Below are 21,377 nucleotides of genomic sequence, written 5' to 3' on the forward strand. Positions count from 1 at the left end.
ATGACCGTGAACCCCACCCTCGCCGACCTGGCCCACCGGGCGTCCGCCGCCCGCGACACCCCCGCCTACGGCCACGACGCACTGATCACCTGCGACCGTCTCGTCCGCGTCTTCTCCGCCGACGGCATCGAGGTGCAGGCCCTCCAGGGCCTCGATCTGCTGGTCCGCGAGGGCGAGCTGATGGCACTGGTGGGCGCCTCCGGCAGCGGCAAGTCCACGCTGATGAACATCCTGGCCGGCCTGGACACCCCCACCGCGGGCGCGGCCCGCGTCGCCGGCCACGACCTCCTCGCGATGGCCTCCAAGGACCGCCTGAACTACCGCCGCACGGTCGTCGGCTTCGTGCGGCAGCAGACCTCCAGCAACCTCCTGCCGTATCTGACGGCGGCCCAGAACGTCGCCCTGCCGCTGCAACTGGGCGGCGACCGCACCCGCCGGGGCCGCCGTGCCCGCGCCGAACGGGCCCTGGAACTCCTGGACCTGCTGGAGGTCTCCGACTGCCGCGACCGGCGTCCGCAGGAGATGTCCGGCGGCCAGCAGCAGCGCACCGCGATCGCCGTGGCCCTCGCCAACGGCCCGGCGGTCCTGCTCGCCGACGAGCCGACCGGTGAACTCGACTCGCACACCGCGGACCAGATCTTCGACGCCTTCCGCCGGGCCAACGAGCACCTCGGCACGACCGTCGTCATCGTCACCCACGACCGTGCCGTCGCCGACGAGGTCCGCCGCACGGTCGCCATCCGCGACGGCCGCACCTCGACGGAGGTGCTGCGCCACAGCGAGGTCGACGAGACCACCGGCGACGAGAAGGTGGTGGCCCGCGAGTACGCCATGCTGGACCGGGCCGGACGCCTCCAACTCCCCGCGGACTACACGCGCGCGCTGGGCATGCGGGAACGGGTGGCCCTGGAACTGGAACCGGACCACATCGGCATCTGGCCGGACCGTCGCGGCGAACAGGAGGGCTGACCGCCCCGAAGGAAGGGGTGCAAACGCGAGGCGGGGGCGGGGGCGGGTCCGGGAGCCCAGGGGCTCGGGGGCGCGGGGCCCTCAAGAGCTGCGGGCCGCGGACGTCGGGGCCCGGAGAGGGCCGGGGACGTCGGGGCCCGGAGAGGGCCGGGGACGTCGGGGCCCGGAAAAAGGGGCGGGGGCCGGGGGCGCCGGCGTGCCGGCCCGTCGCCCGGGCAGCTCACGCAGTGGCGCACTGGCGCAGTGGCGCCGGCCGCGGCGTCAGCGGACGCTGACGCCGAGCATCCCCAGTCCGGGTCCGCCCGTCCGCACGGCGATCGACCCGTACGGCGTCCGCAGCCGCAGCCACGGCCCCGACGAGAACAGCATCGGCGCACCGGCGCCGTCTTCGCCGGGCTCCCGCGCGGGCCGCAGGAAACCCAGTGACTGCGCCGCGTGGACGGCGCGCACCGGCAGCCGGGTCTCCCCGACCGGGCGGGACCAGATGTCCCGCCCGATGCCGTCCAGCGTGGTCCGCGTCCGCTGCTCGGACGCCAGGTCCCGGGTGCGGGCGCGGAACTCGGTGACGGACGCGTCGACCAGGGCGTGCAGCGCCGCGGGGCCGAGAAGCCCGGGCTCGGGTCGCCAGCCGCCGCGCGGAGGCAGCACGCCCGTCCACGGCGGTCCGGTGACCGCACCGGGGACGGCAGCCGTGGCCGCCGTCTCGTCGACGGAGTCCAGAAGTTCACCCACGGACACGGTGACGTCCAGCGTGACGTCGAGGCCCTTCTCGTACGGCTTCGCCAGCCGTACCGCGCGGATCGCCAGCACCTCGAAGGAGGGCGGCCGGCCGAACACGGCCAGCGCCGTACCGGCGGCCTGCAGGCGCACCGCCGCTCCACGGTCGTAGTGGAGCAGCCGGGAGAGGAAGGCGGCGAGGTCCGCCGCCTCCGTCTCGTCGGCGAGGTGGAGCACCGTCATGCGGCGACGGCCTCGCCCTCACGGGAATCGCCGCTGCCGTCGTCCGCGCCGTCCGTGTACTCCTGGAGGAACGCGCGCTCCTCGGTGGTGATCCGGCGGGGCCGCTGCGCGGCGAAGTCGAACGGCACGATGACCGTCGAGGCCCGCACGTAGACCTGGTCGCCGTCCTTCACCTCGTAGGTGAGGGTGAAGGACGCCGCCCTGATCTCCGTGACCCACAGCTCGATGTCCACCGGAGCGTGCCGGTGGACGAGCTGCCGCTTGTAGTCGATCTCGTGGCGCGCCACCACCGACCCCTGCTGGAAGTCCTTGTCCGGACGGAACAGGAAGTCGATACGGGCCTCCTCCAGGTATCGGAGGAAGACCACGTTGTTGACGTGGCCGTACGCGTCCATGTCCGCCCAGCGCAGCGGGCAGCGGTAGATGTGCCGCAAGATCGATCAGCCCCGGGTCAGCTTCTTGTAGGTGGCCCGGTGCGGACGCGCGGCGTCCGGGCCGAGGCGCTCGATCTTGTTCTTCTCGTACGACTCGAAGTTGCCCTCGAACCAGAACCACTTCGAGTCGCCCTCGTAGGCGAGGATGTGCGTGGCCACGCGGTCCAGGAACCACCGGTCGTGGGAGACGACCACGGCGCAGCCCGGGAACTCCAGCAGGGCGTTCTCCAGGCTGGAGAGGGTCTCGACGTCGAGGTCGTTGGTCGGCTCGTCGAGCAGCAGCAGGTTGCCGCCCTGCTTGAGGGTCAACGCCAGGTTCAGCCGGTTGCGCTCGCCGCCGGAGAGGATCCCTGCGGGCTTCTGCTGGTCCGGGCCCTTGAAGCCGAAGGCGGAGACGTACGCGCGGGACGGCATCTCGACCTGGCCGACGTTGATGTAGTCCAGGCCGTCGGAGACGACCTCCCACAGCGTCTTCTTCGGGTCGATGTTGGCGCGGCCCTGGTCGACGTACGAGATCTTGACGGTCTCGCCGACCTTGATGTCGCCGGAGTCCGGGGTCTCGAAGCCCTGGATCATCTTGAACAGGGTGGTCTTGCCGGCGCCGTTCGGGCCGATCACGCCCACGATGCCGTTGCGCGGCAGCGTGAAGCTGAGGTTCTCGACGAGGACCTTCTCACCGAAGGCCTTGTTGAGCTGGTCGACCTCGACGACGACGTTGCCCAGGCGGGGGCCCGGCGGGATCTGGATCTCCTCGAAGTCCAGCTTCCGCATCTTCTCGGCCTCGGCGGCCATCTCCTCGTATCGGGCCAGACGCGCCTTGGACTTGGCCTGCCGGCCCTTGGCGTTGGAGCGGACCCACTCGAGCTCCTCCTTGAGGCGCTTCTGCCGCTTGGCGTCCTTCTGCCCCTCGACCTTCAGACGGGTCTGCTTGGTCTCCAGGTAGGTGGAGTAGTTGCCCTGGTAGGGGTAGGCGCGCCCGCGGTCCAGCTCCAGGATCCACTCGGCGACGTTGTCGAGGAAGTACCGGTCGTGGGTGATGGCCACGACGGTGCCCGGGTACTTGGCCAGGTGCTGCTCCAGCCAGTTCACCGACTCGGCGTCGAGGTGGTTGGTGGGCTCGTCGAGGAGCAGCAGGTCGGGCTGCTCCAGCAGCAGCTTGCACAGCGCGACGCGCCGCTTCTCACCGCCGGAGAGGTTGGTGACCGCCCAGTCGCCGGGCGGGCAGCCCAGCGCGTCCATGGCCTGCTCCAGCTGGGCGTCGAGGTCCCACGCGTTGGCGTGGTCCAGCTCCTCCTGGAGCTTGCCCATCTCCTCCAGCAACGCGTCGGAGTAGTCGGTCGCCATCAGCTCGGCGATCTCGTTGAAGCGGTCCAGCTTGCCCTTGATCTCGGCGACGCCGTCCTGGACGTTCTCCAGGACCGTCTTCTCCTCGTTCAGCGGGGGCTCCTGCAGCAGGATGCCGACGCTGTAGCCGGGAGACAGGAACGCGTCACCGTTCGACGGCTGCTCCAGACCCGCCATGATCTTCAGCACGGTGGACTTACCGGCGCCGTTCGGGCCGACGACGCCGATCTTGGCACCCGGAAGGAAGCTCAGGGTGACGTCGTCGAGGATCACCTTGTCGCCGTGCGCCTTGCGCGCCTTGCGCATGGTGTAAATGAACTCAGCCAAGAGAAACCGTCCGGCAGCTTGAAATCAGGCAGTGGGCAGATACACCCCATCTTGCCGCACGGCCACCCCCAGGCGGAAACCCATTGGGTTCAACGGCTGTGACCTGGGGTTTCACCACTGCGGGCTGCGGCGCGTCTGTCGCTGCCGGTCACCGTCGGGTGGCCCCGCACGGCCCAGGGGCGGCCCGGAGAGGGCACCGATCGGGGCTGGACGGGCACGCCCGGTACACCGCCGCCCCCTCTGACGAGCGGCCCTGACGGGCAGCGGGTACCGTCGGCTGTGATCTTCAGCGGTGGCACCGGGCGGGAGATCCGAGCGTCCGTGGACCGCCATGAGAACGTGCGCGGGATGCTCCGTGTATCCAAGGAGCACGTGGACGGCGTGGACCGTGCGGCTGATTCGGCGGGTCGAGGAGCGCGCTCGACGCAGCGCCGCCGTGGATGGCAGAAGCCTGGCTTCAGGGGCTCCACGATTCCGGGGTCAGCGCAGAGCACCCATGACCGGTAAGGACCGCGGGCGTCGGTTGGCGCTACCGTAATCCGGTGATCAGCAGTAGGGGAGTTCGTCCGGGTGCAAAGGCCGCGCGTCGTCTGGCAGAGACAGGTCTCTATGAGTTCGAACCGGGTCTGACGGAAGCGGAGTTCGAGCGCATCGAGCGCGCATACGGCTTCGATCCGGAAGCCTGAGGCCGGCCCGTACGGCCGAAGGGGGGCCGGCCGCGGCGGGGACGGTCACTCTCCCTGCGTCGGCGGGGTCTTCCGGCCGATCAGCAGCAGCGCTCCGCCGCCGAGGACCATCATGGCGAGGGCGGTGCCGGCGATGAGCGGGGTGGCGCCGGAGCCGCCGGTCGCGGCGAGGTCGGTGTGGGGGGCGGTGCCGCCCACGGTCGCCGGGCCGGGGTCGCTCACGGTCTGGGTGGTGACGTCGGAGCCGCCCTCCTGGGTCTTGCAGTCCAGCACGCCGGTGAACCGCTTCGCGAAGCCGCCGGGTCCGCTGATCGTGAAGTCGTAGGCCTGGTCCTCCAGGAGCGGGATCGTCACCGTGCGCGATGCTCCGGCGGGGATCGTGTGCTCCACGCCCATCAGTTCGAAGGTGAAGGCGTCGTCACCCGTGTTGGCCACGGTGATGTCCACCCCGCCCTCGGCGCAGTTCCGGGCTGCGGACAGGGCCGGTATCGCGCCCTGCCGAGCCCAGGTGGCGCTCGCCGCCGCTGAGACGGTCGACTCGCTGGAGCCGGCCAGGATCTGTGTCTGGCTGCGGCCCTCGGCGGTGAAGGCGCGACCGACGGGGACGGTGGTCGAGGCCTGCACGGTCAACTCCGCGGAACCGTCGTCGGCGTCCTCGGGCACCTGGAAGAAGAGGGGGCTGCCGTCCTTCACCGCAGTGACCGGCTTGCCCTCCTGATCGACGATCCGGACACCGCTCATGGCGGCGTCCGAGGGCGGCATCACCGTCGCGCTCCCGGCGTCGGTGTGCACCGTGACCGGGCCGAGCAGGTCGCCGGTGCGTCCGGACACCGCGGGCGGGTCGAGGGTGAGCGATGCCTTCGGCTCCGGAAGGTTCCGCGCGCTCTTCTGCAGGTAGTCGGCGAGCTTCTCGGCCTGCGGGTCGACGGCGTCGACCTCGGTGCCGTCGGAGTAGCGCCAGATCGCGACCTGCGTGCCGGCCGCGGCGTCCTGCTCGGTCAGTCCACTGCCGATGCCGGCCTGGTCGGCGAGGGCCGCGAGGTCGTTCACCTGCGGGTAGGAGTGCTGGAGGATCCAGCGGATCCGCCCGGCGTCCTTGTTGGCGGCCAGCGAGGTCCCGCTCCAGGGCGCCTCGTGATACTTGGCGTCACGCTGCGTCGGCGTGTGCAGGTCGACGCAGTACGTCTGCAGGGTGCCGCCGCCGTCGACGGACATCTCGAACAGGCCCGCCGGGACCTGCTGGTCGCCGCCGGCGTCGTGGATCACGGCGGCACCGTACGTCTTCAGGCCTCCGATGGTGGCGCTCGCTCCACCCAGGGGCTGCGCCGCCCCCTCGGCGGCTGCCGGCCCGGCCGCGGTCAGCAGCCCTGCGGCGACGAGCCCGGACACCAGCGTCGTGGCGGCGACGCGGCCGAACACAGAAAACACGGAATTCCCCTCCGAGCAGGACCCGTTGACGTGGGGGTACGCGGTCCCAGCAGCAGAATCAGGAGCCTCGACAGCTCTGTCCGGCATCCTAGGGAGGCGACGAGCCCCGCTCCCCTGTCATCTCGTCACACAGCAGATCCGACTCGGAATCGTTATCACCGATACACCGGCCGTGAGCAGGGCTTATCGACAAATCCACCGTCTTGTCCGGAGCGTAGTCGGCGATAAGCCGCAGCTCGGTCCGGATCGGGGCGAGAGCCGGTATCACGTCACCACGGTCGCCGCTTCTTCCCGCCGGGCCGCCCGTTGCGGGGCGACCACCGCCGTCTCCTCCGAAGTGCCCCCTGACATCTCCCAGTTGGGCTCCGGCCGCGCCGGCGGTGCCGCCGTCTCGGGGCGTCCCGTCCGGCGGAAGACCGAGGTGCCGCGGGAGAGATCGTGGCCGATCGCGACCGCGTCGATGTCTGCGGATGTGCGGCTCTGCCCGTCGTGCACGTCCGTCCGCACCTTCAACCGCCCCTGCACCATGACCGGTTCGCCGACCGAGAGCGATGCCGCGGCGTTCACGGCGAGCTGCCGGTTGGCCCACACCGTGAAGAAGTTGGTGTGCCCGTCGGTCCAGGCGGCCTTCTCCCGGTCCCAGTAACGGGAGGTCACCGCGAGCCGGAACCGGGCCGACGGCCCCGCGGCCGACTCCCGGTAGACGGGCGGTGTCGCCACGTTGCCCACCGCGCAGATGACCGTCTCGTTCATCGTCAACACCCCCTTCCGCCCGGCACGCGGGCCGGGCGGACTCACCGACGGGCCCGTCCCGTGCGGCTGCGTCCGGCACGGTGGCGGCGCCCCGACGCGCCGCACCGCCTCCGCGGCGACCGCGTCGGTTGCGACCGCCGTGACGTCAGACTGCCTCCGTCGGACCGTGCTCGCCGAGCGCTGTGGATCAGGGGCCCGCTGTGGACAACTCCGCCGCCCGGACGAGTGAGCGGTGTTTTTCGGAGCCCCCCGTCACCTCACCCGGACCGAGCCCACATCGACGAACCCCACCGGGGGTGGAGCCCACCCGGACGGCGGGCACCCGGACGGGGACCATCCGCCGATGTCCGGCCTGCGGGGCGGGCCCCGTCCGGGGCGTCCGAACCGCCCCGAGCCCGCCCCACCCCATGTGCTCAGCCGAAGGCCGACACCCCGAGCGGGCCCGCCACCCCTTGCGCCCTTCCGGTGCCCCGCTCGCTGCCGTGCCCCGCTCGCCGTGGGCGCCCTGCTCGCCGCCCGTCACCCGCTCACCGCCGGTGCGCTCACCGTGGCGCCGCGCCCACACCGGTGACCCGGACATACTGCTCGCGCACCTCCCGATACCGCAGCAGTTCCGCCGCGACCGGGTCCAGCACCCGGGCCCGGCCGCATCCGGCGGCGGCCTCCCTGAGTCTGCGCTCGGCTTCCTGGCCGTACCGTCGGGCCGGGCCGCGGGCGGCCATACGGCAGCTCCACTCCACGAGCGGGCCTCCCACGATGCCCGCCACCATCAGCAGCACCGGAACGCCCAGGTTCGGTGCCATCACCCCGGCGATCTGCGCCACCAGCCACAGCCCGCCGACGACCTGAAGCAGCGTCATGGACGCCTGCACCAGCACCGCGGCGGGCCACCAGCCCGGCCGCGGCGGCCGGCTCGGGAACAGCGTCCCGGCTCGTGCCGCGAGGCCGTCCAGCGCCTCGGGCAGCCCCTGCGCGCCGCGTACCGCGGCCTCGCGCACAGCCTGGGCCCACGCCGCGGGCAGTCCGTCCGACGCCTGCTCGGCGACCGTGCGCACCGCGTGCTCCACCCGTTGGCGCGCGGTGGCCTCGGCGTCGGCCTGGGCCCGCAGCGGCAGGCGCCCGGTGGGGGGCTCGCTCCGGTCCTGGAACCAGCGCCACAACCGCAGCCACGGCGTACCGCAGGCTCGGTTGGCGTTGCGGAGCCAGGCCCGTTCCGCGGCCTCGCCCGCCGCGGTGGCGCCGACGGCGTCCGCCAGCCGCGCGGAGAACTCCTCGCGAGCCTGCTCGCTGAGCCCCGTGCGCCGCCCGGCGGAGTAGACGGGCCGCAGTCCGCAGGCGGCCGCGTCGACGTCCGCGGAGATGCGCCGGGCCGCGGCCCCGCGCTCCCCGACGAACTGGCCGAGCGCCTCGCGCAGCTCCCCCACGCCGTCCCCGGTGAGCGCGGACAGCGCGAGCACGGTGGCACCCGGCTCGCCGTACTCGCTCAGCGCGATGCCGTCCTCGTCCAGCAGCCGCCGCAGGTCGTCGAGGACCAGGTCGGCCGCCTCGCCGGGCAGCCGATCGGTCTGGTTGAGGACGACGAACATCACCTCGGCGTGGCCCGCCATGGGGCGCAGGTACCGCTCGTGCAGGACGGCGTCGGCGTACTTCTCCGGGTCGACGACCCAGATGACGGCGTCGACGAGGCGCAGGACGCGGTCCACCTGCTCACGGTGCTGCAGGGCGGCGGAGTCGTGGTCGGGCAGGTCGACCAGCACCAGTCCGCGCAGCTGTTCCTCCGACTCCGGGCTCTGCACCGGCCGCCGCCGCAGCCGGGGCGGGATCCCGAGGCGCTCGATGAGGCTCGCCCCGCCGTCGCTCCAACTGCAGGCGATGGGCGCGGCGGTGGTCGGGCGCCGCACCCCCGTCTCCGAGATGGTCACGCCGGCCAGCGCGTTGAACAGCTGCGACTTGCCGCTGCCGGTCGCACCCGCGATGGCGACGACGGTGTGCTGCCCGGAGAGCTTGCGCCGCGCCGCCGCCTCGTCCAGTACCCGCCCCGCCTCGGCGAGCGTCCGGCTGTCCAGTCGGGCACGCGAGAGCCCGACCAGCTCCCGCAGGGCGTCCAGCCGCGACCGCAGCGGCCCGTCGTACGCCAGCGGGGCCACCCCCTGGGGCCCGCCGCCGACCCCGGTCCGGGATTCGAGGACGACGGCGGGTTCCGCCGCGCCCCCGTTCTCGTTCACCCGCCGCGCGATCAGCCCGTCGTCCCAGGGGGGCGAGGAGCCGTCGGGGACGTCCGGGCCGTCGTCCCCGGACGAAGCTGCCTCCGCACCACGCGCACGTACGTCGTCCCTGCCACGCGCACGCGCGTCGTCCGCGCCACGGACAGGCTCCTGGTCCCCGCCACGCGCACGCAGGTCCTGACGGCCACGCGCACGCGCGTCGTCGCCGCCACGCGCGCGTACGTCGTCTCCGGCCCCCGTCCCGGGCTCCGCGCCCCGTGTCTCCGGCGCGCTGCGCTCCCCGGCCCGCGGCGTGCTCCCCGCGTGTCCCTCCGGCACCCCGGACCGCCCGTCGGGCCCTCCGCGCAGCTCCCCCTCCACACGCCCATCCGGCCCCGCACGCTCCGCGCCCGCCTCCGGCTCCTCGGTATGCCCGCCCCGGGCGGAGCCCTCGGACGGGTCTCCCTTCCGGTGGACGGCGCCGGGGGCTTCCCCCGCGTCGCCGCCCTCGGGGAGGCCGCGGCCGTCGAGGCGCCGGCGGTCCTGCGAAACGCTGCGGTCGTCCTGCACGGTCCCCTCCCCGGGGTGATCGGCGTGCTCCGTGTGGTCCTGATCAGTGACGGCGGTCACCGGTCATCTCTCCTTCTGCAGCAGGGACAGCGCGGCGATGAGTTCGGCCTGGGGCTCGGCGTGGACGTCGAGCCCGTCGAGCGGGGCCAGACGCCGCTCCCGCTCGGCGTGCAGGACCCCGTCCACGTGCTCGGCGAGCAGTCGCCCGCCCCGGTCCCGCAACCGCAGCGCGCCGTGCGCCCCGAGCCGCTCCGCGAGGCCCTCGCCCGCGGGGCGCGCGCGGCGCCCGCCCAGCAGAGCGGTGGCGACGAGCGCGGCGATCAGTTCGGGGTCGGGCGCGGGGCTGCGCTCCAGCCCGCGCACCTCCTCCTCGGCGTATTCCTCCAGCTCGCGCCGCCACCGCCGTACGGCGAGCCCGATGCGGTGCTCGGCGCTCTCCCGGGTGGCGTCGGGGTCGGCCAGGCCGTCGGCGTCCGCCGCCGGCTCGCGCCGCCAGGCGTCGCCGATCCGTTCGTCGGCGGCGGTGACGGCACACACGATCAGCGAGGAGAGGCTCTCCACGAGCGCGTCGAGGAGCTCGCCCGCTGTGCAGTCCAGGGGGAAGGCCCGCCACCGTTTGAGCGCGTCACCGGCGAGGACGGCGCCCGCCTGCAACCGCCCCCGTACGCGCGCGTGCTCGCTGTCGTACGCCCCGTCGACAGCGGCGGTGAGCCGGAGCGCCGCCGCGTACTGCTGCGCCGTGGCGCCGGCGAGCTCGGGCATGCGCGACGTGAGGGAGTCGAGGATGCCGTACACGGTGCGCCCCATGGCGTGCTGGCGTGCGCCGGGGTCCTGCACGTGGTGGACGAGCCAGCTCCGCAGGGGGGCGACGGCGGTGGCCGGAAGCAGTCCGCCGCCCCAGGCGGACTCCGGCAGTTCGGGCACGGTGAAGCGGGGTACGTCGCCCAGTCCGGCCTTGGTGAGGAGCGCCCCGTACTGCCGGGACACTTCGGCGACGACCTGGTGGGGCACACGGTCCAGGACGGTCACGAAGGTGGCGTCGTACTCCTTGGCGGTGCGCAGCATGTGCCACGGCACGGCGTCGGCGTAGCGGGCGGCCGTGGTGACCATCACCCAGATGTCGGCGGCACAGATGAGCTCGGCGGCGAGGACCCGGTTGTCGGCGACGAGGGAGTCGACGTCGGGCGCGTCGAGCAGGGCGAGACCGGGAGGGAGGGTGTCGGCGGTCTCGATGCGCAGGACGCGCGCGGGGTTCTCGTCGGGCAGGAGCAGGTCGTCGCCCACGTCCTGATGGGGCGTCCACACGCGGGTGAGGTCGGGCAGGACGCGCATCCCGCTGAACCAGTGCTGGTCCTCCGGATGGCAGACCAGGACCGGGGTCCGGGTCGTCGGGCGCAGCACACCGGCCTCGCTGACCCGCCGCCCCACCAGCGAATTGACGAGTGTCGACTTGCCGGCGCCGGTCGAGCCGCCCACGACGGCCAGCAGGGGTGCTTCGGGTTGGCGCAGGCGGGGCACCAAGTAGTCATCGAGCTGGGCGAGCAGTTCATCGCGGTTGGCACGCGCGCGTGGGGCCCCCGCCAGGGGCAGCGGGAAGCGTGCGGCCGCGACACGGTCGCGCAGCGCGGAGAGTGCGTCGAGCAGCTGAGGCCGTACGTCCAAGGTCACCACATGCGAAGAATGCCCAATTTCAGGGGAATTCTGAAGCATATAGGCATGCCTGCGCGCCGACTGAACACAAGGGACGGAAGGGACGACTGAGACATGGGCGCAGCCCAGGCATAACGAGTGCACAACACCGGTGGCGCTCGCCGTCAAAAGCGATGCACGATTCGTACCTGCCTGCGATTATCAGGACCGCTTCACCGAACCTCCACATCGAGCCACGGAGGCGAAGCGACAGGGGCAAGGATCCGGGAGCCCTATCCTTGTCCCCGGCGACGTCACGGACCGGCCCACACCCGGGCACCTTGACAGAGGCCACCACACCAGGCCCCCGTAGCTCAGTGGATAGAGCAGGCGCCTTCTAAGCGCTTGGCCGCAGGTTCGAGTCCTGCCGGGGGCGCCACCCGCCACCAGCAAGAACGCCCCAGAGGGGATCTCCCCTCCAGGGCGTTTCGCGTCTCTGACGGCAACGCTGACGGCAACGGCCGCGTCACTCGTCGGCCAGCAGGCTCCCCAGCCGATCGAGGGCGGCCCGCTTCTCGGTCATGTCGGCGTGCGCGTAGATGTTCATGGTCACGTCCAACGCGCTGTGCCCGACGATGTCCCGGACGATGTGCGGCGGGACACCGATGCCGAGCAGCAGGGTCACGCAGGTGTGCCGGAGACCGCGAAAGCGGACATCCAGGCCCAGCCGCTCGCGGATCGGATAGAAGTGCCGGTTCAGGTTCCGCGGCTCGATCGGCGTCCCCCGACGGGTGGTGAGAACCAGGCCGGTGCAACCCGGGGCCGGAGAAGCGGACCTCGCCCGCGACGCCCACGATCGCGCACCTCCCACGCCGGCCGGGTCGCTGTGGGTCACATCTGGGGCACGAAGCTTGCAGGTTGCATGCACCCGTCACCGGACCAAGGTCACAATGACCGGTCCGAGCAACGTCCTTGGGGGAATCATGCGCCGCAGAACAGCACTCGTCACCGTCACCGCGCTCGCCGCCCTGCTGACCGCGTGCGGCGGCAGCGGGCAGCAGGGCTCGGCGGAGCGCGTGACGGCCGCGGGGGACAAGGCCGCTTCACAGGCGGCCGATTGCGGGCCCGACTCGGGCGACCGGTGCAACGACGGCAGCGCCTCCCCGGCCGCCGCCGAGCCGAACACCGAGTTGGCCGTCGGGGACACCTTCGCCTATGACGACGGCCTGACGTTGCAGGTCACCGGGATCAGCCGCATCACACGGTACGGGGAGTACGACGAGAAGCCGGCGGCCGACAAGACGGCCTTCCGCGTGGTGTGGACCGTCACCAACGGCACCGACAAGCCCTACGACCTCGACAACCTGGGCTATGACGCCAAGGGCGCCACGAGCGGTGGTGAGACAGAGTTGCTCTATGTCGAGGTCGACTCCAAGCAGATGACGGGCCGTCTCGCCCCGGGGCGCAGCGGCAGGTTCACCTCGGAGTACGCGATCGCCAAGAGCGACGGCAACGAGATCGTCTTCACCTTGAGCCGGGTCGACGCCGCCTACATGGATGACGACACGGCATACCTGGGCGAGGACCCGCACTGGACCGGCGCCGTCGAGTAGGCCACGCCCTGTGCCGTCGGCGCCCCCTGGAGCGTGGCGTCCTCGGTCGCCCCACCCGGGGGTGTGGGCCGGCGGCACGCCCGGTGCCGTGTGTGTGCGGACGCCGTGCCACCGGTGGTGGCCGGGTCACCGGGCGCCGGCCGGCGCAGCGGCCTCGCGGAGGAGGACCCCGGCGCAGCGGCATCCGGGAGGAAGTGCCCGGCGCTGCGGCGTCCGGGTGGAAGAGCCGGGGCTTCGGGTTCCACGGACCGCGGGCAGGAACAGTACGGGAATGACGAATGGGTCGGCCCAAGCCCGCGCGGAGCGTCGCGACGAGGAACGGGAGCGGCAGGCGAGCCGCACCGTGCTCGGCGCGGTCGTGCTGGCCTTTCCCGTGCTGAAGGTGGCCTGGACGCTCGGCAGCAGCTCGGCGGCGGGCGAGGTGTTCCTGACCGCCGGTGTCAGGAGCTGGTCCGACGCCTTGAGCGGGATGGTCCTGACGGACGCGCTGCTCGCGTCGGTGCTGGCGATCGTGGTCTGCCGGCTGGTTCCCTTCCGGCTCCCCCGTGCTCCGGCGGCCGGTGGACCAGCGACCGGCCGGCTGCTGGTCCTGGCCCTGACCGCTCCGCTGGCCTTCGGAGTCATCGTCGGGGCCTTGCACGGGTGGGGGTGGGGTGTCGGCACGGCCCTCGTCGCCTATGTCCTTCGGGTGGGCAGAGGGCTCGCCGAACGCCACCGGGGTACCGGACCGCGGACGGCGACCGGCACCGTGTCCCTCGTCCTCAGTCTGGCCGTCGCCGCCGCGCTCCCCCTCGTCGCCCTGAGCTCCTGCCTCAGCGGGCGCTCCTGGTCGCCGGTCCTGGTCTGTGACGTCGACGTCGGCACGGGGCCCGAGCGGGAGCGGGTCATCGAACTGAGCCGGACCGGTCCCGGTGTCGTCGGCTGGGGCCTCTCCGGCCACGAAGCCGTCAACGGCGTCCGCTGCGCCCTCGCCGAGGATCAGCAGGTCCGCGCGCCTCTCTGGGAGAACTGAGCCGGCCGTGCACGGGCGTGGGGCCCTCCTCGGCCGGTGGGTCCGGACCATCGAGCGGGACCGCAGCGCCCCGGGTGAGGGTCTGTCATGGAGGGCATCTGCACGGCATCCGTACCGCAGCCGCTCGCCGTCATCGCGGCCCCGAAGGCCCCGGCAGTCCGCGGTTCCGGTCCGCCGGTCGGCCCGTCGATGCGTCCACCGGGGTGAGTGTGGGGGCCCGGAGCCGCGGTCGGTGCGTCGGACCGGCGCGCAGAGTGCCGCTGGCGCACCATGATGCCTGCGGATGCGGGGGCGGAACGCAGCGGGCAGAAGGCACAGCTCGGGCCAGGTGGCGCGGGGCACATGACGCGGATCGCGGGCGCTGGACGCGCGACACGGCACGCGGAGCGTGCAGCGTCGCGTCCCGGGCACCGATCGGGCGGTCGAGGGCGGAACACACATGTATGTGGCCACTGGCGGTATCGGCGGGACCACGGCCGACGCACTGATGTACGTCTGGTTCTTCCTCGTCGTGCTGTCCGCCGTCTACGTCGCGTACGACGCGTTCACCGGCAACCCCGAACTGACCGTGATGAAGTGGGGCTGGGTCCTGGTGACCCTGTACCTCGGACCGATCGGCGCCGCGCTCTATGTGCTGTCGTGCAAGGAACCCGGGCCGGGGGCCCACGAACGGTTCGTGGCTCCGCTCTGGAAGCAGTCCCTCGGATCCACCATCCACTGTGTCGCCGGCGATGCCACCGGCATCATGGTGGCGGCGGTGGTCGTGTCGGCGGTCGGTCTGCCGCCGTGGGGGGACAGTCTGGCCGAGTACGTCGTGGGATTCGGCTTCGGCCTGCTCGTCTTCCAGGCCCTGTTCATGCGGGACATGCTCGGCGGGAGCTACCTGCGGGCCGTGCGCTCCACGGTGTTCGCGGAGTGGCTGTCGATGAACTGCGTGATGGGTGCCATGGTGGCGGTACTCGTGATCGTCCGGAGTCATGTGCCGGGCGCCGACGACGCCTCCGACGTCCGCTTCTGGGCCACGTTCTCCCTCGCCGTCCTGGCCGGTCTCGCGTTCGCCTTTCCCGTGAACGTCTGGCTGGTGGCCAACCACCTGAAGCACGGGATGGGTACGGTACGGGTCCTGGGAAAGGGCGGTGAGGCACTGCACGAGGAGCAGGCCGCGGACGCCCCGGCCGGCGGCGGTATGGACATGACGGAGAGCGGCGTGACCCGGGAGCAGAAGGCCGCCATGGCGACGCTGACCATCGTCTTCCTCGCCTCGGGTGTCCTCCTGGCCGGGATCTTCGGGCAACTCGACTGACGAGCTGACGAGCTCACGGACCTGGGAGCCGGCAGGCCGGTGAAGGGGGCAGCCTCCCTTTCCCGCTCCCCCTTTCCCGGCGTACGGCCTCTGCCCGGCACCCGCTGCGCCCCGCTCCCGGACCGGGGCGCGGGTACCGTCCCCGTCGGCTCTGAGAGCATGCAGCCGTACGCCGAAAGGCCCAGGAGGGGATCAGTCATGCGTCTGCGCTGTGCCGTGCTCGACGACTACCAGAACGCGGCCGCGGAGTCCGCCGACTGGTCGGCGGTGGCGGACCGGGTCGAGGTCGTCCCCCACTCCCGGCACTACGGCGACGAGGACGCCCTGGCCGCCGCGCTCGCCGACGCCGACATCGTGGTGACGCTCCGCGAACGCGTGTCCTTCACCGCCTCGCTCCTCGCCCGGCTGCCGAGGCTGAGCCTGCTGATCGCCTCCGGCATGCGCAACAGCGTGATCGACTACGCCGCGGCCGAGGCGCACGGGGTCACCGTGTGCGGCACGGCCAGTTCCTCCACACCGCCGGTGGAGATGACGTGGGCGCTGCTGCTGGGTCTGGCGCGCAATCTGGTGGCGGAGAGCTCCGCGCTGCGGTCGGACGGCCCCTGGCAGTCCACGGTCGGCGCCGACCTGCACGGCCGGCGGCTCGGGCTGCTCGGCCTCGGGAAGATCGGCAGCCGGGTCGCGCAGGTCGGCCTCGCCTTCGGCATGGAGGTCACGGCATGGAGCCGGAACCTGACGAAGGAGCGCGCGGACGAGGTCGGGGTCCGCCTCACCGCTTCCAAGGAGGAACTCCTCACCGGCAGTGACTTCGTCTCCGTCCACCTCGCGCTGAGCGACCGCACCCGCGGCCTGCTCGGCGCCGCCGAACTCGCCCTGCTGAAGCCGACCGCGTACCTGGTGAACACCTCCCGCGCCGCCATCGTCGACCAGGACGCCCTGCTGGCCGCGCTGCGCGAGGGCCGCATCGCCGGTGCCGGCGTGGACGTCTTCGACGTCGAACCGCTGCCCGCCGACCACCCGATGCGCACCGCCCCGCGACTGCTCGCCACACCCCACCTGGGCTATGTGTCGCGCGCCAACTACACCGCGTACTACGGGCAGGCCGTCGAGAACATCCGGGGCTACCTCGCCGGCTCCCCGATACGACGCCTGCCCTGACGCCGCGCACGGGGTGCAGCGCACACCGCCCGGGCGACGGCGGTTCCGCGCACCACGCATCGGCCGGTGCCGGCCCGGGGATCCGCAGGCCCGCGCACCGCGGACCAGCAGGCCCGCACCGCGGATCGCCGGGTCCCCGCGCCAAGGGACGGCCGCTGCCCGCACCGCGGGCCGCAGGCCCCCGCCCCGTGGACCGGGGTCCCCGCACCGCACACGGAGCCGGCGCCGGGGGCGGACCGGGCACTCCGTTCGTGCGGCGCCGGCGTTCCGGCGCTCTGCCGGGGTCCCGGTCCCGCTCGCTCCCCTGTTCAGAAAGAGTGATCCACGCGTCAGCGCCGTGACCCGCCCCGCCCCCCGGCGTTGAACGGGAAGTACGGCGGCGCAACCTGCCGCCGCGCTTCCCCTAGTCATAAGGAGAACCTGATGTCTCGCATCGCGAAGGCAGCCGCCGTCACGCTCGGCACGGGCGCCGTGGTGCTCAGCGGGGCCGGCATGGCCCTGGCGGACGCGGGCGCCCAGGGTGAGGCCATCGGCTCGCCCGGCGTGCTGTCGGGCAATGTCGTGCAGGTTCCGGTTCACATCCCGGTCAACCTCTGCGGCAACACCGTCGACGCGACCGGTCTGCTGAACCCGGCGTTCGGCAACACCTGCGTCAACAAGAGCGGCCACAGCCGCGGCCACGGCCACGGCCACGGCCACTACGGCCGCTGAGGTCGTAACGCAGCACCCACGCGAGAGCCCCGGCACCTCGAGCGCCGGGGCTCTCCCCTTGTCCGGACCCGCCGGTCGGGGTCACGCGTAGCGGTAGATCCGGCCGACGTCCTCGAGCGACTGCGGTGTCACGTCCCACGGCGGCAGCTTCTCGTGCCGGGCCACGATCCGCCCGCGCTGCAGGTCGCCCAGACCCGGCGGGTGCTCGGGCAGGTAAGGGGCGCCGGGGTGGAGGCGCTGCCAGCGCGTCCACTGGAGGTCGACGAAGGCGTGGTGGAGCCAGAAGACGGGGTCGTTGACGGAGGCCCCGCCGAGCATCGCGCCGCCGACCCAGCGGTGCACCCGGTTGTGGTTGCGCCAGGAGGCGCTGCCCCGCCCGGTGCCCCAGCCCTCCAGCTTGTTGCGGAAGCCCTCGGTGGCCGTGGAGTCCCAGGGAGCGGCGTCGTACACGCCGTCGTCCAGCGCCCACTGGACTTCGCGCCACGTCGGCAGCTCGATCGGACGGCGGGCGCGGCCGAGGTCCCGGGTGAGGAACCTCCCGTCGGTCACGCTTTCCTCGATCGTCCAGTTGCCCTCGGCGTAGGCGAACGGCCCGGTGGTCACCTGCTGGTCCGAGCGGCGACCGTTGCCGCCGAGCAGGTCGTTCGTCCAGGGAACGGCGGTGGTCGCACGGTCGCGGGTCCAGTCCCAGTAGGGCACGGTCACCGAGTCGTCGATCCGGCGCAGCGCCCTCTCCAGTTCCAGCAGGAACCTGCGGTGCCAGGGCAGGAAGGACGGGGTCATGTGGCCGGCCCGCAGTCCGTCCTCGCCGTCGGCGGTGTAGTACTCGATGTGCATCCGTACGAACTCGTCGTACTCGCCGCGCCGTTTCACCTCGAGCATCGCCGTGACGAACCGTCGCCTCTCGGCCGCGGTCAGCGTGCTGACGTCCTTACGCGTGTACGTCATACTCTCCCCCCGTGTGGTGGTGCCGGCCGTGTCCGGTGGCCGGTGCGGTGCCGTGCCCGATGCCGTGCTCGCGCAGTTGCTGGTGGGGGCCGAGCGCGTCGACGGCCGCGCGGGCCGCGGCGAGCGGGGTCGGGTACGAGCCGTAGTGGTCGACGACGCTCAGCCAGCTGCCGTCGGCGCGCCGCATCAGGTGGAGCGGGTGGCCGTCGACGGTGACCCGCCAGCGGTCGGGGTCGACGGCACGTGCGCCGGGGACGGGGACGCCCTGGATCCGGCGGCCGCGGTAAGTCTCGTCGAAGGGTCCGTCCGCGCCGCCGTCCGTGGGGCGCGGTGGGCGGGAGGCCGCGACGACGGGGGCGAGTGCGACGGCGAACGCGGGGGCGAGCAGGCCGCGCAGCACCTCCCGCCGGGTTCCGCCGCGCGACCCGGATCTGGCTGATTTCGCCGTGGTCCGCTCCGTCCCCACCGCCGATGCGCCGACATCGAATCCCATGCTCTGCTCCTGTCCGGTTCTCGGGTTGCTCGTAGCGGTAACCGCTCGGCGGCCCCGGTGGTCACCGCAGCCCGCCCGGACGGCCGTTCACGGAGGAGGGCTGCGGACCCCGGCGGTGGTGTTCCCACCGGGTCCGCGGCCCCGTTGCCGGTCGCTGTTCGGGCCGCGCTGCAGGCCGGAACCCATCCCCGGGTCGGCGCGCGGCACCGCCTGGAGCACCGGCGTGACGACACCCGCCCGGGGCAGCTTCGCCCCGGGCGGGCCGAAGTCGTCGGCCTCGGGCGGGACGGGGGAAACGCCGATGCGCCGGACCACGGAAGCGCGGCGGCACGCAGGGGCGGATGGTCGGCGGTCGCACGCGGGGCGGGCGGACACGGTCGCACGCGGGGGCGGGGCGGTCCGCGGAGGTGCGGCTGAGCGCGGCGGCGGGCGGTGGTCGGCCACGCGAGGGTCACCCGGGTGGCTCAGGAGGCGGTGTCGATGGCGGTGCCGAGACGTCGGATCGTCCCGTCAGCCGGTCCAGAAGTCCCACCAGCGGGTGAGGATCAGCATGCCGACGACACCGAGGTGCAGCACCGGCGGCAGCCGGGTGAACTCGTCGAAGAAGGTCCCCGCCCAGGACGGGACCGGCAGGAATCCGTGCCGCACGTCCACGGAGGTGACGTGCCAGAACAGCACGATGGTGCCGGCCCAGGCCAGGCAGCACCACAGGCACAGCGCGTTGATCCGGTACAGCGACTCGAACTGGAGCCAGGAGACGAAGCCCACCCCGAACAGGCAGCCGGCCCAGAAGGTCAGCCAGTACCAGCGGGGGAAGGCGGCACCGGCGAGCAGGCTCATGCCGACGCACACGACGATGCCGTAGGCCACCAGGCCCAGCATCGGGTTGGGGAACCCGAACACCGAGGCCTGGTCGCTCTTCATCACGCTGCCGCAGGACACCACGGGGTTCAGGCTGCAGCCCGGGGTGAACCCCGGATCCTCCAGCAGCTTGAACTTGTCGATGGTGATGGCCCAGGACGCCACCAGTCCGGCCGCGCCGGTGAGGACCAGCAGCAGGGCCGACGTCCGGCCGCCGCCCGCGGTCCGCGGTGCCGTCCGCGGGCGCTCTGCCGCGGGATCGGCCATCAGCCGCGCAGGCTGCGCGCGGGGAGGACGACGTGCGCGGCCGCGGTCAGCGTCTCCTCGGCGCCCGCGAACGCGGCCAGTGCCTCCGGGGTGACGGGCTTGCCGGGCTCGGCCTCGGGCCACGGGCGGGTGGTGAACACCAGGTAGGCGTAGCCGCGTTCCTCGACCGCCGCGAGCCACTCCGGCGGCGGGGTGCACTGTGCGTTGAGGTTGGGCATCGTGACGACGGCCGAGCCGGCCTCGACGAGCAGGGTCACCGGGAGGCTGGGCTTGGCGGCGCCGTCGACGACATCACCGCCCACGGGCAGGCCGCTGTCGCCGAGCAGCCGCTTCACGGCCGCGGTCGTGGCCGCCTCACCGCCCTCGGCGTCACCGAGGGAGTAGGCCAGCAGGTAGGGCATGTCGGTGCCGTCGGGGGCCTCGCCGCTCCACGGCATCACGACGAGGGTGCCCAGGTCGGCGACGTTGAAGGGGCGGGTTTCGCTTGAGGTTGAGGTCACCGCGCGACCTTATCGGCGGGCCGGCGTCCCGTTCCCCACGCGCTCACTCGACCGGACGACGCGTGCGGGGCCGTCCACACGAACGAGGGACGGGGGTCGAACAGGACCGTGACGGCGACGGAACGGAGGACTCGCCCCCGGGCGCGCCGAGGGCCGGCCCGCAGTCCGCGGGGCCGGCCCGTGCCGCCGATCTGCCGCTCAGCCCTGCAGCGGCAGTCCGCCGAGCAGCTGCTGGTGCTGGTTGAGAGCGCCGGTGGCGCCCTTGACGGTGTTCAGCACGGAGTCCTTGTTCTCGGTGTCGAGCGCGTCCGACTGGTGCTGCAGCGGCCTGACGTCGATGGGGCCCTTGGTGAGCGAGTTCACGGCTCCGTTGAGGCTGGTGGGCGTCAGGTCGGCGGTGTCGTACGCGAACGCGGGCGCGGCGGCACCCGCGAGCGCGACGGACCCGGCAACGACAGCGGCAGCCTTCAGGGACTTCATCGGGTTCCTTTCTTCGGCGACTCGCGTCGCCTCAGCACATTCTGACGCCGTGACCAACGATCAACGCCGGGTGCGGAAACCCCATGCGCAGAAATCTCTGCACGTGCGTGCACGGAAAGCCCACCCGAACGAAGGGTGTGTCGCATCGCCGCAGTGGCGGGCGGGGTCACCGGGGCCTCCTGGACGGCCTTGGCGAGGGCCACCTTGACGGCGTCGGCCGGCTGGGTGGCCCGGTCGGCCGAGAACTGGTCGTCGTCGGCGCGGAGAACGGCGTCGAACAGGGCCCCGTCACACCACCGGGCGACGTACTGCGCACTCGTTCGAGGCAGCGCTCCCCGGACACCGCAGAACGAACCGGCCACCCTCCCCGTGGGAGAGCGGCCGGTCACAGCTCGCGGGACGACGTCAGTCGTTGACGCAGGTGTTGCCGAAGGCCGGGCTCAGCAGGCCGGCCGAGTCGAAGGTGTTGCCGCACACGTTGACCGGGACGTGGATCGGAGCCTGGAGAACGTTGCCCGACAGCACACCCGGGGAGTGGGTGGCGGCGCCGTGCGCGCCGGAGTCGGCGGCGGCGACACCGGCGCCGCCGGCGACGGCCGCGACGGCCGCGGTGGACAGGACCAGACCCTTCGCAATACGCGACATGGAGAGGTGCTCCTTGGGATTGACACAAACACCCGGGCGGGATGCCCGGCGCTGTGTCAACGCGCGGCACCCTTCGGGGTTG

Annotated in this window: 21 protein-coding genes and 1 tRNA gene; 8 read left to right on the plus strand and 14 right to left on the minus strand. The window is 72.7% G+C overall.

Translation table 11 applies throughout. The annotated features are described in order from the left end of the window. Entirely contained in the window at positions 1 to 969 is a 969-nt protein-coding gene (locus tag JS756_RS20155) for an ABC transporter ATP-binding protein (protein WP_205384521.1), read from the plus strand. Between the two features lie 261 nt (positions 970 to 1,230). Here the strand turns inward: JS756_RS20155 and JS756_RS20160 are convergent, their stop codons facing one another. From JS756_RS20160 to ettA, 3 genes are read right to left on the minus strand one after another with little or no spacing between them, the layout of a single operon-like run. Next, positions 1,231 to 1,929: a DUF8010 domain-containing protein gene (locus JS756_RS20160; protein ID WP_205384522.1), complete on the minus strand. Its 699-nt coding sequence runs from the start codon at positions 1,927 to 1,929 to the stop codon at positions 1,231 to 1,233. Continuing rightward, on the minus strand, positions 1,926 to 2,363 hold the full coding sequence (locus JS756_RS20165; RefSeq protein ID WP_205384523.1) for an acyl-CoA thioesterase: 438 nt from the start codon (positions 2,361 to 2,363) through the stop codon (positions 1,926 to 1,928). Before JS756_RS20165 ends, JS756_RS20160 begins: the two co-directional genes overlap by 4 nt. A gap of 6 nt (positions 2,364 to 2,369) precedes the next feature. After that, positions 2,370 to 4,034 carry an energy-dependent translational throttle protein EttA gene (gene ettA, locus JS756_RS20170; protein WP_205384524.1) on the minus strand — a complete coding sequence of 555 codons (1,665 nt, stop codon included), beginning with the start codon at positions 4,032 to 4,034 and terminating at the stop codon, positions 2,370 to 2,372. Positions 4,035 to 4,576: 542 nt separating this feature from the next. Between ettA and JS756_RS20175 the strand changes: the two genes are divergently transcribed. Then, positions 4,577 to 4,720, plus strand: a complete 144-nt coding sequence (locus JS756_RS20175) for a hypothetical protein (protein ID WP_205384560.1) — start codon at positions 4,577 to 4,579, stop codon at positions 4,718 to 4,720. A 45-nt stretch (positions 4,721 to 4,765) separates the two neighbouring features. On the opposite strand, the gene JS756_RS20180 is transcribed toward JS756_RS20175, so the two are convergent. The 4 genes from JS756_RS20180 to JS756_RS20195 all read right to left on the minus strand — a co-directional run bounded on the left by JS756_RS20180 (position 4,766) and on the right by JS756_RS20195 (position 11,346). Continuing rightward, a complete protein-coding gene (locus JS756_RS20180) occupies positions 4,766 to 6,148 on the minus strand; it encodes a Cys-Gln thioester bond-forming surface protein (RefSeq protein ID WP_307790828.1) in 1,383 nt (460 codons plus the stop codon). A gap of 264 nt (positions 6,149 to 6,412) precedes the next feature. Then, the gene (locus tag JS756_RS20185; RefSeq protein ID WP_205384526.1) at positions 6,413 to 6,901 is read right to left on the minus strand and encodes a single-stranded DNA-binding protein; all 489 of its coding nucleotides are present in this window, start codon (positions 6,899 to 6,901) and stop codon (positions 6,413 to 6,415) included. Between the two features lie 542 nt (positions 6,902 to 7,443). Further along, positions 7,444 to 9,735: a GTPase gene (locus JS756_RS20190; protein ID WP_205384527.1), complete on the minus strand. Its 2,292-nt coding sequence runs from the start codon at positions 9,733 to 9,735 to the stop codon at positions 7,444 to 7,446. Positions 9,736 to 9,738: 3 nt separating this feature from the next. Continuing rightward, positions 9,739 to 11,346, minus strand: coding sequence for a dynamin family protein (locus tag JS756_RS20195; protein ID WP_205384528.1), 1,608 nt, complete (start codon positions 11,344 to 11,346; stop codon positions 9,739 to 9,741). 321 nt (positions 11,347 to 11,667) lie between these two features. Between JS756_RS20195 and JS756_RS20200 the strand changes: the two genes are divergently transcribed. Further along, positions 11,668 to 11,743 (plus strand) — tRNA-Arg (locus JS756_RS20200). A gap of 87 nt (positions 11,744 to 11,830) precedes the next feature. Here JS756_RS20200 and JS756_RS20205 read toward each other — a convergent pair. Beyond that, positions 11,831 to 12,232 carry a tyrosine-type recombinase/integrase gene (locus tag JS756_RS20205; RefSeq protein ID WP_307790831.1) on the minus strand — a complete coding sequence of 134 codons (402 nt, stop codon included), beginning with the start codon at positions 12,230 to 12,232 and terminating at the stop codon, positions 11,831 to 11,833. 55 nt (positions 12,233 to 12,287) lie between these two features. On the opposite strand from JS756_RS20205, the gene JS756_RS20210 reads away from it, so the two are divergent. The 5 genes from JS756_RS20210 to JS756_RS20230 all read left to right on the plus strand — a co-directional run bounded on the left by JS756_RS20210 (position 12,288) and on the right by JS756_RS20230 (position 17,101). Then, a complete protein-coding gene (locus JS756_RS20210) occupies positions 12,288 to 12,917 on the plus strand; it encodes a hypothetical protein (protein WP_205384529.1) in 630 nt (209 codons plus the stop codon). Positions 12,918 to 13,188: 271 nt separating this feature from the next. Further along, a complete protein-coding gene (locus tag JS756_RS20215; RefSeq protein ID WP_205384530.1) occupies positions 13,189 to 13,929 on the plus strand; it encodes a hypothetical protein in 741 nt (246 codons plus the stop codon). 439 nt (positions 13,930 to 14,368) lie between these two features. After that, entirely contained in the window at positions 14,369 to 15,232 is an 864-nt protein-coding gene (locus JS756_RS20220) for a DUF4396 domain-containing protein (RefSeq protein WP_205384531.1), read from the plus strand. A 198-nt stretch (positions 15,233 to 15,430) separates the two neighbouring features. After that, positions 15,431 to 16,390, plus strand: coding sequence for a D-2-hydroxyacid dehydrogenase family protein (locus tag JS756_RS20225; RefSeq protein WP_205384532.1), 960 nt, complete (start codon positions 15,431 to 15,433; stop codon positions 16,388 to 16,390). Positions 16,391 to 16,813: 423 nt separating this feature from the next. Continuing rightward, positions 16,814 to 17,101: a chaplin gene (locus JS756_RS20230; protein WP_205384533.1), complete on the plus strand. Its 288-nt coding sequence runs from the start codon at positions 16,814 to 16,816 to the stop codon at positions 17,099 to 17,101. An 81-nt stretch (positions 17,102 to 17,182) separates the two neighbouring features. Here the strand turns inward: JS756_RS20230 and JS756_RS20235 are convergent, their stop codons facing one another. The 6 genes from JS756_RS20235 to JS756_RS20260 form a co-directional block, all read right to left on the minus strand. Beyond that, positions 17,183 to 18,049, minus strand: coding sequence for a tyrosinase family protein (locus tag JS756_RS20235; RefSeq protein WP_205384534.1), 867 nt, complete (start codon positions 18,047 to 18,049; stop codon positions 17,183 to 17,185). Next, positions 18,033 to 18,542 (minus strand): tyrosinase family oxidase copper chaperone, encoded by a 510-nt coding sequence (locus tag JS756_RS20240; RefSeq protein ID WP_205384535.1) that lies wholly within the window; start codon positions 18,540 to 18,542, stop codon positions 18,033 to 18,035. Before JS756_RS20240 ends, JS756_RS20235 begins: the two co-directional genes overlap by 17 nt. A 510-nt stretch (positions 18,543 to 19,052) precedes the next feature. Further along, positions 19,053 to 19,670: a vitamin K epoxide reductase family protein gene (locus JS756_RS20245; RefSeq protein WP_205384536.1), complete on the minus strand. Its 618-nt coding sequence runs from the start codon at positions 19,668 to 19,670 to the stop codon at positions 19,053 to 19,055. Continuing rightward, complete coding sequence (locus JS756_RS20250) at positions 19,670 to 20,170, minus strand: DUF5949 family protein (RefSeq protein ID WP_205384537.1); 501 nt, start codon at positions 20,168 to 20,170, stop codon at positions 19,670 to 19,672. Before JS756_RS20250 ends, JS756_RS20245 begins: the two co-directional genes overlap by 1 nt. A 198-nt stretch (positions 20,171 to 20,368) precedes the next feature. Beyond that, positions 20,369 to 20,650, minus strand: a complete 282-nt coding sequence (locus JS756_RS20255; RefSeq protein WP_205384538.1) for a hypothetical protein — start codon at positions 20,648 to 20,650, stop codon at positions 20,369 to 20,371. A gap of 405 nt (positions 20,651 to 21,055) precedes the next feature. Continuing rightward, the gene (locus JS756_RS20260; protein ID WP_205384539.1) at positions 21,056 to 21,295 is read right to left on the minus strand and encodes a chaplin; all 240 of its coding nucleotides are present in this window, start codon (positions 21,293 to 21,295) and stop codon (positions 21,056 to 21,058) included. Positions 21,296 to 21,377 lie beyond the last annotated feature (82 nt).

This window comes from Streptomyces actuosus (assembly GCF_016921115.1).
Lineage (GTDB): Bacteria > Actinomycetota > Actinomycetes > Streptomycetales > Streptomycetaceae > Streptomyces > Streptomyces actuosus_A.